Genomic DNA, 12,079 nt, shown 5'->3' with positions numbered 1-12,079 from the left:
GTCAGACCCCGCCGAGCGACTCGAACCGCCAGCGGTGCACCGGACGCGCGATCAGGCCGGCCTCCGGCTCCGGGAGTTCGGGGAGGTCCGCGTCGTACGGGGCGTCCCACCAGGTGACGACCAGGACGCGGTCCTGCGGGGCACGGAAGGTCTCGCGGCGCAGGGGGCGTTCGGTGAACTCCCGTACCCGTTCCTCGGTCCAGGCCAGCAGGTCCGAGGCCCGGCCGGGGACCGCGCGGGCCTCCCACATCAGCGCGACCGTCATGAGTACAGGTTCTCCTTGGCGGTCTCGTGCACATGGTCGTGCGCGTGCGAGGTGCCCGGCACATGGGGTTCGGTGACCGGGAGGGAGGAGTCGGCCGACAGGTCCCGGTCGGAGGCCGGACGGTTACGGGCGACCATCTCCGCGCCCAGCGCGGCCACCATCGCGCCGTTGTCCGTGCACAGCTTGGGACGGGGCACGCGCAGCCGGATGCCGGCCGCCTCGCAGCGTTCCCGGGCCAGGGCCCGCAGCCGGGAGTTGGCGGCCACCCCGCCGCCGATCATCAGATGGCCGGCCAAGGGCATGCGCCGGTCGTCAGACGAGCCCCTTCTCCAGCGCCTCACGCCTGACCTCGACGAGCCGTGGCTCCCGGTCGTCGAGCCTGGCACGCCAGAAGTTCCATCCGGGGCACGCCTTCGTCTGGAGGACGAATTCCCCGGCTGCGGACAGGGACCCGAAGCTCTCACCGGAGGCCACCTCGATCCGGCCGTCATCGAGTACCCGGGCGTGGAACTCTTCGTTGCGGCGCCGCCCCACGAGCTGGACTCCCCTGGGAAGGAGACCCTTGGCGATGAGATCGATGACCGCGACGTCGTACCGTGCCCGGGTCCGTGTGCGAGAGCGGTCGGAACGCTGCGCGGGGACGACCGAAGCGCCGAAGGAGGCCGCAGGGTTCCAGATGATCTCGCACAGCCGTCGGTAGAGGTCCTGTCGCGTGCGGATCGCTGCCCTGTCGAACTTGGGGAAGGCCCGGAGTGCCCGGTCGAGCTTGTGCTGCTTCACGAACTTGTTGAAGGGGGCGTTCCGCTCCCGGTGCTTGGGGTGCAGCGCGCCGGCGAGGTGGTTCTGCCGCTGGTAGTAGTCGAGCTTCTCCTCGTACGGAAGATCCTGGTAGCTGGCGTTGTCTGACTTCTGGAGCAGCAGCAGCGCGCCGAGGCGGTTGCGGTAGGAGTCGAACTCGGCGTGAGTGGGCGTCTCGGGCTGGTAGCGGTCGAAGTGGTTGGCCCAGATGTGCTCGATCTCGAAGGGCCGTCGGCTGTCGAGGTACCTGCCCATCTCGTCGCCCCGTGCGCAGGCCGTCTCGACGTGGCCGGTGAGGCGGGCGAGGAGGTAGCGCACCTGGCGGCGGTTGTTGGAGCGTAGGCCGTAGGTGTTCATGCCGGTGAAGTCGTAGTCCAGGGCGGCGACCTCGCGGGCGAGCACCTCCCGGAGTCTGTCGACGCCGACGCCGCCGCGCAGGAGACCGACGAGCCTGACGGCCTCGCGATCGAGGTCGGTGCCCGAGGCGGGCAGGTCGTTGACGAGGCGGCGTACGAACACGAGGTCGAGGTAGTCGGCGATGAGCTTCGCCTTCGCCTTGAAGGTGGAGATGTCGTCGCCGGGACCGACCGCGGCCAGGATGGGGGCGGCTTGCATGGAGATGCCGTTGTAGGCGTTGAAGTAGACGCCGCCGAGCTCGGGAACGTAGTTGGTGGCTGCTGAAGCCAGTGTGAGGTACCTCTTGGCGTTCCCCGCCAGATCGTCGATCAGCCTGCGGTGATCCGACGAACGCGCCAGTTCCAGACGGGCCGCGTTGTCCTTGACCCAGGTGTGGAAAGGGCCGTTGATCTTCTCCACGTCCTCGGAGAGTGTGTCCGAGTCCTTTCCTGTACCGACCTCCGCGTACCGGCCGATCAGGTAGGTCTTGATGAACTCGCTAGGGGCGTTCACGTCGACGCCGGCCAGTTCGGAGATCATCTGGCGCCAGACGTTCGCAGCGCCGCCCGCGTGCTCGGCGTCGACCTCGGACAGCAGGAAGCTCTTCAGCAGGTCGATGGGGCCGAGTCGTACCCCTCGGTCGTTCATCGACTCGTACATCTCCCACCCCTGTTCCGAGGTGGCGGCCCGGATGCCCACCATGCAGACGCCGTCGAGGAGCCAGTCGACGAAGTAGGGCAGCGCGTCGCCGCGCAGGTCGTCCGGGAACTCCTCACGGAAAACCCGGGACGCGTCCCACAGCCTGCGCAGGGCCCCGGAGGCACCTTCGGGGAGTGCGTAGTCATTGTCCTTGAAGACCTCGTCCAGAAACTGTCGGCGTTCCGGGATGTCGAGGGTGTGGACGGACTTGCCGAACTTACGGGTCTCGATGAGGCCGGCCAGCCTCGCCGCGTCGTGGTCGAGATCCTGGGCCCGCAGTAGTTCGCGGAGGTAGACCAGCATCAGGTGCAGCGTCGTGATGCGCTGCTGTCCGTCCACGAGGTAGGTGACGGACGCGTCCACGTGGTAGACGTACGGGCCCATGAAGTAGGGCTGGTATCGGGCGACATGTTCCCGGTCGTGTTCGAGCTTCCAGTTCTCCACGAACTTCTTGCGCAGGTCTTCGATGAGGCGGCGCACGTCCGTACGCCCCCAGGTGAAGTCACGCTGATAGCTGTCCAACTGGTAGCGGTGGCCGGTGAACACCTCCTCGATCGTCATTGCCTTGCTCTGGATCAGGTTCTCCAGCAACGCGCCCCCCGGGCTGTCGTGATCGTTCCCCCCACACCCAGCTTGCACCGGGCGGAACGTTGAGCCTAGAGGAGGTGGTCGGCCTTGCCTGCCTTGATGTCCAGGATGAGCTGCGCGAGGGCTTCGCGGGTGTCGGTGAGGGGGTGGTCCTCCTGGCCGGCTATGGCGATGTAGGCGTTGCCTTCGGTGTCGGTGCCTAGGCGGAAGCAGTTGTTGCCTTCGCCGCAGAAGGGGGCTTCCCACTGGATGTCAGTCACGGTTACTCCCTCAGAGGTCCTGCGTAAGCTGCCTGATCAGGTCACGGGAATCGGGTGTCGGTAGCGAGGCCCCGTCCATCCACTCCAAATGGCTACGGTACTTGGCGAGTTGAGCCCCGGCATGCGTGAACTCGGGCCCATGGGCCGAGTCGAGCTGCACCGTGTCTAGCTGGGGCACGGGTCCTTCCGTGTAGAGCAGGGCGTGTCCAGCTCCGGGGAAGCCGCCCACCTTGAATGGAACGACTCTCACTTCGACATTCTCGCGCTCGGACGCCTCGCACAGGTAGTCCAGTTGCCGTCGCATCGTCGAGGGGCTCCCGAAGGGCATGCGCAGGGCGGCCTCATGGACATAGGCGATATAGGGCACCTTGCCGGGGATGTCGAGGACTTGTTGGCGTTCCATGCGGTGAGCCACGCGCAGTTCGATCTGGAGTCTGGTCAGCGGCGGCAGGACCGCGTCGAAGACGGCTCGCGCGTATTCCTCGGTCTGCAACAGTCCTGGTACGTGGACCACTTGGGTGGTGCGGATGCGCATGGCGTGCCACTCGAGTTCAGCGATGTCCAGCAGCCCGGCGGGCAGAGAACCTCGGTGCCACTCCCACCAGCCACGTTCCTTGTTGGCGGCCATCACTGTCAGCGCCTCGATGTAAGGCTCGTCTGCGCAGGTGTAGTTGCAGGCCAGCGTGCGAACGCGGTCGGCAGAGAAGGGCCGGATGCCGGACTCCATGTTGGACAGCCTGGTGCGATCGACCCCCAGGAGTCCTGCGGCGTATTCGGTCGTGCGCTCGGCAGCGAGCCGCAACTTTCGCATCTCGGCGCCGAGTCGCTTCTGCCTCTCGGTCGGCGTGGTTCTGGTCGACATGGCGTCCTTTGTGAGTTGAGGCACCCAGTGTGCCCGGTGCGTGACACGGCGCTCAACTCCCCAGGGGGTAATTATCTCTGAAAGGTTGGACATAGTGACCCGCCGACTTCTACTGTCAGCGATGAAGAAGCCACAGTGCGCTACTGGAAGTGCATCGCGCGAGCCTGCCCACACTCTCTTGCCCTGGGAGGGGTGGGCCCGCGCCAGGGAGACAGGCCACCGGCTGCGCGCGTCCCGACCCTCATCCACCCTCTGCTGTAAGGGGATCCGCCATGTCTGCGACGACAGCCTTCACCCTGTGTCCCATCTCGTCGGACGTACTTCCGGCGACCGAGCCCACGCCCGACACCCTCGCCTACAGCTTCACCCTCCCCGCCGCCCTGACCAGCGCGGCGATGGTCAGGGCGGCGACTCGTACCGCCCTTGACCTGCACGGACTGGGTGGCGTGACCGAGGCCGTGGTGCAGACGGTGAGCGAACTGACCGCTTGCGCCTGCCGTTTCAGCGCCGCCGACGACATCTACGTGTCCCTACGGCACCGTGACGGAACGGTCCGGGTGATCGTCTACGACGGTCACCCCCGGCACACTCACCCTCGCCTCTCGACGGCCTGCGACGCCCGGCGCAAGGCGACTCTCCGTGTTCTCACGGCGGTCGTACGGGCCTGCGGCGGAACGTGGGGACTCGACGCGGCCCGGCAGCCCGGCGGCGGCACGCGGATGTGGGCCGTCCTGCCCATCGCCGGGGCACGGGCGTACGGAAGGAGGCGCTGACCTCGTCGGGTCAGGCCGGCTCGGCCTCGTCCTCGATCACTTCACCACCGAGTGCCTCGGCGATCGCCTTGAACTCGTCCAGGGCCGCTTGCAGGTCCTGGACGATCTCCTGGGCGATGACCTCCGGTTCGAGGTCGCTGTCCGCGTCCTCCAGGGCCGGGTCCTTCATCCAGGTGATGTCCAGGTTCACCTTGTCGCGCTCGATCAGCTCGTCGTAGGTGAAAACCTGCCACGGGCCGTCCGGTGACTCGGAGGGCCTGCGGTTCTCGCGGGGCTCGCCGGGGCGGTAGGCGGCGACGAAGTCATCCAGGTGGGCGCGGGTCAGGGGGCGCTGCTTCAGGGTGAAGTGCTGGCCCGTGCGGAAGTCGTAGACCCACGTCTTGGTGGTCTGCGGCTTGCCGTCCGCTTGCGGGGACTTCTTGTCGAAGAAGAGGACGTTGGCCTTGACGCCTCCCGCGTAGAAGATGCCGGTGGGCAGGCGCAGGATCGTGTGCAGGTCGAACTCGTCCAGCAGGCGGCGGCGGATCTTCTCGCCGGCGCCGCCCTCGAAGAGGATGTTGTCGGGAAGGACGACCGCGGCTCGGCCGTCGACCGCCGTCAGCGACATGATGTGCTGCAGGAAGTTGAGCTGCTTGTTGGACGTGGTTGCCGTGAAGTCATCGCGGTCGTACTCAACGTCCTCCTTCTCTACCGAGCCGTCCTGGCCGATCACGTTGATCGCGGATTTCCGACCAAAGGGAGGGTTGGCGAGGACGAGGGTGGCGTGACGGCCGCTGGGCTTCTCGGCGAGGGCGTCTCCGACGGTGACGAGGCGGGGGCCGTCGCTGGTGCCGATGCCGTGGAGCAGCATGTTCATCGCGGCGAGGCGGGCAGTGCCGGTGACCAGTTCGTTGCCGCGGATGTGCTTGCCTCGCTGGAGGGCGGCGCGCTTCTCCCCGCTGAGGCCCTTCATGTGGTGCTTGCGCAGGTAGGAGTGGGCAGCGATGAGGAAGCCGCCGGTACCGCAGGCGGGGTCGGCGATGATGTCGTCCGGGGTCGGCTGCGTGACCTCGACGATGGCGTCGATCAGGGCACGGGGCGTGAAGTACTGGCCTGCGCCGGTCTTCGTGTCGGAGGCGCCCTTGTTGAGGAGGCCTTCGTAGGCGTCGCCCTTGAGGTCAGTGCCCTGGATCGTCCACTGCTCGCGGCCGATCAGCTCGACGACGAGCTTTTCGAGGAGGGCGGGCTTGGTGATGCGGTTCTGGGCTTCGGCGAAGATCGTACCGATGGTGGTGCCGGGGCGCCGGCCGAGTTCGTCCAGAACGTCTCGGTAGTGGCGCTCCAGTTCCACACCGCGCTTGGTGACCAGGGATTTCCAGTCGTACTCCGGTGGGATGACCTGAGTGATCTCGTCGTCTTCCCAGGCCTCCTCGGCCATCTCGTCGACCATCTTGAGGAAGAGGAGGTAGGAGAGCTGCTCAACGTACTCGATGGTGGACATGCCGTTGTCGCGAAGGACGTTGCAGTAATTCCAGAGCTTGGCGACAAGACTGTTCGTCTGCGCGGCCGCCTTGGCCCGCACCTCGGGTGCCGGTTCGATGGCGGTCTCTTCGACGGCGGTCACAGGGGGAGCTCCTGCTGGGTGGCGGTACGAGGGGTTTCGGTGGGTTCGGGGGCCGGAACGGTCGCGGCGGCTTTGCGAGCAGCCGGGGCCTTCCCCGCCCGGGTGCGCTTCGGCTTGGGCTGAGCGGCCCGCTCCACCCGGATGCGGTCGAGAAGGACGGCGGCAGGCTCTTCGTCCGGGTTCTGCGGGACCAGGCAACCTGAGAAGGCTTTGCGGAGCAGCACCTTACGCAGAATCGTGGACCGGCGTTGCGCAAGGTGAAGGGCTTCTTCTGCCTTCGCGGCGATCAAAGACTGTTCCTCGATGCGCCTCAGGATTTCTAGCTGCACATCAGCGGGTGGGACAGGCACAGGAAGTTCTTTGATCTTCTTCAGGCTGATCGATGCGAGGTTTGTGCTCTGCTTGCCGTTTCTCTCGAACCAGCGACCCATATTGTTTGTCCACCAGGAGAGCAGTTTCGGTAGCAGTACTTGATCCTTGATCCGAGCTCGGAAGACATGATTCTGATGGATGACATCATCCATCACATCTCCCCAAACCCAACCCCGGCCGAGTTTATCGCGGTCACCACCCTCGTTCATCAGAACATCTCCAGGAAGCAGCCGGAGCTGGTCCAGCTTGCTCTGTGGAACTCGAATTCGCATGACGTTCTCGAGGTCGAGGTGACCTCTTTGCACGTTCGCCACTCTGAGGTAGGGGACTTCGGGGAGAGAGGGGTCTTGCTGCTTCTTGGAGTCTTTGGTCACTCCCCCGACAACGTCGGCAATTTCGCCGAGTCGCCGCCATGACCACTCCCTTGGAAGACTGGGCAAGGAGCCATCGATGGACCCTGAGATGGGTGGGAGCGAAGCAGTTTCCGAGAAGTCACCCCCATGAAACCCAAGGGTAATATCGGCCACAGAACGTTTTAGCCGCGCCACACGGAAGCTCGATTTCTGCAGGAGTTCATCTGCTGCATCAAGGCGAGACAGAAGCGCTTCCAGGGCTTCAACGATTCGCTCCTGCTCCCCCAGAGGTGGAACTGGAATGGGCAGCCTGCGGATCTCACCGAGGCCTAGACGAGGACGACCAACTCCTCTGGTTCGGGAGCTAGCATAAGCACGCGTCTGCGGAGCTAGAAGGGCGTAAAGCACCCATTTATCATTGAGAGTAGGATGCAGTCTGGCGCGAATTACGTCAGCCTTGACGATGGCGGGTTCGGTCATTTTTGGGACAATTGCTACGCGGGGTAGAGTCTCTCCCAGCGAAGCCAGCAGAAAGTCACCCGGCAGTGCCTCATGGGCGCGCAAAGTCTCAAAATGTTCCAAGTTGATATACGCGCGCTCATCCCGGAACTCGCCATCGCCGACGTTTTGGAGTCGGAGCACGCGCGCACCGCTGTCCGTGTAGTGCGCCGATTTAAGATTGGAGCCGAAGGGGCCGTCGGTGATGGCACGCGGCTCCACCGCCAGCAGGTCCTCAAGCGGGGCCATCTCCCACCCCGCCGGAAGCCCAGCCTCCTCGGAAAATTCCGTGCCGCTCAACCCAGTTCCCGGTTCAGTTCGCCCAACAGTTCCTGCGCCTTGGTCCTGCCGCCGAACGTGGCCGTAAAGCCCCCGCGACCCCCGTGTGCCGTGAACGGCTCCACGTTCAGCTCGAGCGACTCAATGCCCACGTCGCTCGCTATCACGTCGCGGATCCGCTTCAGCCACCACAGCTGTTCCTCGGTGAACTCCACGCCCGCCTGCTTCTGACGCAGCAGCCAGCCCTGGAAGCGCTCCTCGACAACGTTACGGTATGGCTGAAGATGATCATCCGCTCCGAGCTCGTAGCGGATCAGTGCCATCAGGTCACCGAGGCCCGCCTCGCTGCCCGGGTGCGCGGCGGCGCGGCCCAGCTGTTCGTAGTGACCCCACAGTATGGACGGCGTCCACGCCCGAGGCCCGCTTTTGATCTTGCCCTCAAGCTCACGCAGTGCCGCCCGTTTCTCCGCGACCGAACGGTTGCCACTGCCGGAGCCCAGGGCGACCTGGATGGCGGCGTGACGGTCCCGCTCGGCCTTGGTCAGCACCTCGTGCCAGTCCTTCAGCTCCTTACGGGCACGCTCGGCGCGGTCCACCTCGACCACCTCGGTGACGGCCACGGCCGTGGTCTCGTCGTACGTCAGGTCCTGCTGGTGACGGATCTCGACGATCAGCTTGCGCAGCTCCGGGTTGCCGGTGAGTGGTGCGATGGCGTCCGTGACGAGCTTGCGTGCCGCCTGCTCACCACCCGCCCGCAGCGCCGCGTCCTGGCGGTCGACGTCGACGGCGTCGGCGAGTCTGCGGGCCAGGGATGTCAACGTGGTGCCATCGCCCGCGACTTCCCCGATGCGGCGGCGCTCGTCGCCGGTGAGCTGGCGGTCGACGCGGGCGAGGCGGCGAGCCAGGGTCTCGGCCTCGTCCGAGCTCAGGGCCAGTGTGCCCGTCTTGTCCAGGAGCTTCTTCAGGGAGACCTGCCGGTCGCCGGCCGGGATCAGGGGCCGGGCGTCGACGAGAGGCGAGTCCGTGACACCGACCGCGTCCACCAGGACGAACCTGTCCTTGGCCAGGTCCTTCGCAGCTTCCGGGGTGACCGCACGCAGTTCGTCCGGGTCGATGGAACGGGCGCCGCGGCCCTTCATCTGCTCGAACAGCACCGGGCTGCGCACGGAACGGAGGAAAATCACGCATTCCAGCGCCTTCACATCCGTGCCGGTGGCGATCATGTCGACCGTGACGGCGACCCGGAGGCTCGGGGAGTTACGGAGGGCGTTGATGAGCTCGTCGGGTTCCTCACCGTTCTGCCGGGACTTGTAGGTGATCTTCTTGGCGAACTCGTCGCCCCGTCCGAAGACTTCCTTGACCTGCTTGAGGACCTCCTCGGCGTGGTCCTCACCCACGGCGAAGACCAGCGTCTTCGGCACCTCGGCGCGGCCGGGGAACCAGCGGGGCCAGGTGTTCTTGTAAAGGGTGAGGACCTGGCGGATCTCGTCCTCGTTGATCACCGAGCGGCCGAGCTCCCGGGTGCTGTACTCGAAGTCGTCCTCAAGCTCCTCGTACCGCTGGGCGCGGGTCTTGCGGTCGCGGATGCGGACGGTCGTGCCGGCCTCGATGGTGGCGCCGCCGCCGTCCCGCAGGTTCGTGTGGACGCGGGCGATGTCGAAGTCGACGTTGACGCCGTCGGCGACCGCCTGCTCGAAGGTGTACTCGGAGACCAGGTTGTTGTCGAAAAAGCCACGGGTCTGTGGGGTGGGGGTGGCGGTGAGGCCGACGAGGTGGGCGTCGAAGTACTCCAGGACGGCACGCCACAGGCCGTAGATCGAGCGGTGGCACTCGTCGACGACGATCACGTCGAAGGACTCGATGGGCACGCTCGGCTGGTACTCGACCGACGCGGGGTGGTCCAGCGCGTACGCCTTGTCGCGGTCCTGTTCGGCCTGCTCGTCCTGGGTGTCCGCCGTCGCGTCGTCGTCCGTGAGCGGCTCACCCTTGAGAAGGCTGTACATCTTCTGGATCGTGCAGACGACCACCGCGGACGTCTGCTGGACCCCGGCGGAGCCCAGCCGGTCCACGTTGTAGAGATCGGTGAAGGTACGGCCCTCGTCCGGTGTCTTGTAGCGGCGGAACTCGCCGAGAGCCTGGCGGCCGAGGTTGTTCCGGTCGACGAGGAACAGAACACGCTTGGCGCCCGCGTGCCGCAGCAGCCGGTGCGTGGCGGTCACGGCCGTGAACGTCTTTCCGGCGCCGGTCGCCATCTGGATCAGGGCACGCGGGTGGTCCTGGGCGAGCGACGCCTCCAGCCTGTTGATCGCCTCGAACTGGGCTTCCCGCAGACCATGCCGCTCCAGCTCCGGCATCCGCTCACGCAGCGCCGCGCGGAACGTCACGCCCTCCACTTCCGCGTTCTCGGCGCGACGCATCCACTCGGCGATCGTCTCGGGCCGGTGGAAGGCGAACACCGCGCGGGAACGGGCTTCCGGGTCAAGGCGGTTGACGAAGTAGGTCTCGGTGCCGGTGGTGGCGTACCGGAACGCGAACGGCTCGTCCCGGCGCCACACGCTGAGCGCGTAGTCCCGGTGCACGCCGCGCGCGTACCGTTCGTTCTGTGAGAGTGCGCTGCTGAGGGGCGTGCCCTCGCGCTTGGCCTCGATGACGCCGACGATCCTCTGGTCGATGTACAGGACGTAGTCGGCGCGGCCGGTCGCCAGCGTGAACTCCCGTACGGCGACTCCCCGTCCGGCCAGTGGGTTGAGCTGGTCGCGGTCCTGGACGACCCAGCCGGCGGCCTCGAGGAGCGCGTCGATACGGACGCGGGCCTGCACCTCGTTGAGCGGCGTCGGACGCTGCGCCCGCTCGACGATCGCTTGCCGGGCGGACACGGCGACCTTGCGGGGCCGCTGTCGCTCCTTCTCGTAATCGGCCTGCTGGGCCTTGCGCAGCTCATCGATCTGCGACTGGAGCTGCTGCAACTGCTCGGCCAGCGCGGCCTGCGACTGCTGCGCGCTGACCATCAGCGCCTGGGCTTCTTCCCGAGCCCTGCGCTCCGCCTCCAGGCGGTTCTCCGTCTCGCTGAGCCGGACGCGCGACTCCGCGAGCGTCGCCCGGTGCCTGTCCAGCGCCTCCCTCAGCGCCCGCGCCTCGGCCGGATCGGTCAGGTCCTGGGGCATAGCGGGCGGCACGAAGGCCCGCACGGTGCGGGAGCCGGTCAGGGCCCGGTCGAAGAAGACGCCCAGGTCCCAGCAGAGCCGGACGTTGGCGAGGGCGGCAGTCGTGTCGAAGACATGGGCGTGGACGGCCTGATTGCCGCTTCGGCGCAGCGTGTCGAACGCCTCGCGCACGGGGGCGGTGAGTGCGCCGATGTTGGTCAGTGCGCGCAGGCGGTCGATCTGATGCGTACCGGTGACGCGGATGCCCGTGCGCCGCACCAGCTCCTCGGCCAGTACCTCACCGAACTGGCGCGCGCTGACGGAGGCCGCGTTGGGGTTGGTGAAGACGTTCAGCTCGGCCTGCGAGCCGTAGAGCGCGAGCAGCGGCTCATGCCCGTACAGCATCCCGAAGTTCGGTGAAGCCTTCGCCAACTCGTGCAGGCGGCGGAGCTGTTCGTCCATGCGCGCGTGTCCCCCCGGACTCGACGTGGTCGGCACCGATGACGGCGAACGCCCAGCTTAACCACGTCAGGCCGACTGGACTACGGAACTCCGGCCCTGCCAAAGCCATCGGCACCATCGGATCCCAAGAGCACGCCATGTGATCGATCCGGCGACGGAACGTCGAGCGATTCGAGTCAGACCCCGCCGAGCGACTCGAACCGCCAGCGGTGCACCGGACGCGCGATCAGGCCGGCCTCCGGCTCCGGGAGTTCGGGGAGGTCCGCGTCGTACGGGGCGTCCCACCAGGTGACGACCAGGACGCGGTCCTGCGGGGCACGGAAGGTCTCGCGGCGCAGGGGGCGTTCGGTGAACTCCCGTACCCGTTCCTCGGTCCAGGCCAGCAGGTCCGAGGCCCGGCCGGGGACCGCGCGGGCCTCCCACATCAGCGCGACCGTCATGAGTACAGGTTCTCCTTGGCGGTCTCGTGCACATGGTCGTGCGCGTGCGAGGTGCCCGGCACATGGGGTTCGGTGACCGGGAGGGAGGAGTCGGCCGACAGGTCCCGGTCGGAGGCCGGACGGTTACGGGCGACCATCTCCGCGCCCAGCGCGGCCACCATCGCGCCGTTGTCCGTGCACAGCTTGGGACGGGGCACGCGCAGCCGGATGCCGGCCGCCTCGCAGCGTTCCCGGGCCAGGGCCCGCAGCCGGGAGTTGGCGGCCACCCCGCCGCCGATCATCAGATGG

Annotated in this window: 9 protein-coding genes and 2 pseudogenes; 1 reads left to right on the top strand and 10 read right to left on the bottom strand. The window is 66.8% G+C overall.

Annotation, left to right across the window (positions count from 1 at the left end):
• Position 1: 1 nt before the first annotated feature.
• The 5 genes and pseudogenes from B9S61_RS19630 to B9S61_RS19610 all read right to left on the bottom strand — a co-directional run bounded on the left by B9S61_RS19630 (position 2) and on the right by B9S61_RS19610 (position 3,868).
• Complete coding sequence (locus tag B9S61_RS19630; RefSeq protein WP_103543422.1) at positions 2-265, bottom strand: hypothetical protein; 264 nt, start codon at positions 263-265, stop codon at positions 2-4.
• Positions 262-552 (bottom strand): annotated as a pseudogene (locus B9S61_RS19625) (tRNA (adenosine(37)-N6)-threonylcarbamoyltransferase complex transferase subunit TsaD); the annotation flags it as partial. The pseudogene B9S61_RS19625 and the gene B9S61_RS19630, both read right to left, overlap by 4 nt.
• Before the next feature lie 25 nt (positions 553-577).
• Positions 578-2,749, bottom strand: a complete 2,172-nt coding sequence (locus tag B9S61_RS19620) for a DUF262 domain-containing protein (RefSeq protein WP_103543428.1) — start codon at positions 2,747-2,749, stop codon at positions 578-580.
• Between the two features lie 65 nt (positions 2,750-2,814).
• Positions 2,815-3,006, bottom strand: a complete 192-nt coding sequence (locus B9S61_RS19615; protein WP_103543427.1) for a hypothetical protein — start codon at positions 3,004-3,006, stop codon at positions 2,815-2,817.
• Between the two features lie 10 nt (positions 3,007-3,016).
• Positions 3,017-3,868 (bottom strand): helix-turn-helix transcriptional regulator, encoded by an 852-nt coding sequence (locus B9S61_RS19610; protein ID WP_103543426.1) that lies wholly within the window; start codon positions 3,866-3,868, stop codon positions 3,017-3,019.
• A gap of 272 nt (positions 3,869-4,140) precedes the next feature.
• On the opposite strand from B9S61_RS19610, the gene B9S61_RS19605 reads away from it, so the two are divergent.
• On the top strand, positions 4,141-4,641 hold the full coding sequence (locus tag B9S61_RS19605; RefSeq protein ID WP_103543425.1) for an ATP-binding protein: 501 nt from the start codon (positions 4,141-4,143) through the stop codon (positions 4,639-4,641).
• A gap of 10 nt (positions 4,642-4,651) precedes the next feature.
• Here B9S61_RS19605 and B9S61_RS19600 read toward each other — a convergent pair whose 3' ends face one another.
• From B9S61_RS19600 to B9S61_RS19580, 5 genes and pseudogenes are all read right to left on the bottom strand, one after another.
• Positions 4,652-6,244 (bottom strand): class I SAM-dependent DNA methyltransferase, encoded by a 1,593-nt coding sequence (locus tag B9S61_RS19600; protein ID WP_258039745.1) that lies wholly within the window; start codon positions 6,242-6,244, stop codon positions 4,652-4,654.
• A complete protein-coding gene (locus tag B9S61_RS19595) occupies positions 6,241-7,716 on the bottom strand; it encodes a restriction endonuclease subunit S (RefSeq protein ID WP_146064892.1) in 1,476 nt (491 codons plus the stop codon). Before B9S61_RS19595 ends, B9S61_RS19600 begins: the two co-directional genes overlap by 4 nt.
• A 47-nt stretch (positions 7,717-7,763) precedes the next feature.
• The gene (locus B9S61_RS19590; RefSeq protein WP_103543423.1) at positions 7,764-11,351 is read right to left on the bottom strand and encodes a DEAD/DEAH box helicase family protein; all 3,588 of its coding nucleotides are present in this window, start codon (positions 11,349-11,351) and stop codon (positions 7,764-7,766) included.
• Between the two features lie 176 nt (positions 11,352-11,527).
• Positions 11,528-11,791, bottom strand: a complete 264-nt coding sequence (locus tag B9S61_RS19585; protein ID WP_103543422.1) for a hypothetical protein — start codon at positions 11,789-11,791, stop codon at positions 11,528-11,530.
• Positions 11,788-12,079 (bottom strand): annotated as a pseudogene (locus B9S61_RS19580) (tRNA (adenosine(37)-N6)-threonylcarbamoyltransferase complex transferase subunit TsaD); the annotation flags it as partial. The pseudogene B9S61_RS19580 and the gene B9S61_RS19585, both read right to left, overlap by 4 nt.

The sequence above is a fragment of the Streptomyces sp. SM1 genome (assembly GCF_002910825.1).
In the GTDB taxonomy this organism is placed as follows: Bacteria; Actinomycetota; Actinomycetes; order Streptomycetales; family Streptomycetaceae; genus Streptomyces; species Streptomyces okerensis.
This window is presented reverse-complemented; position numbering and strand designations above follow the sequence as displayed.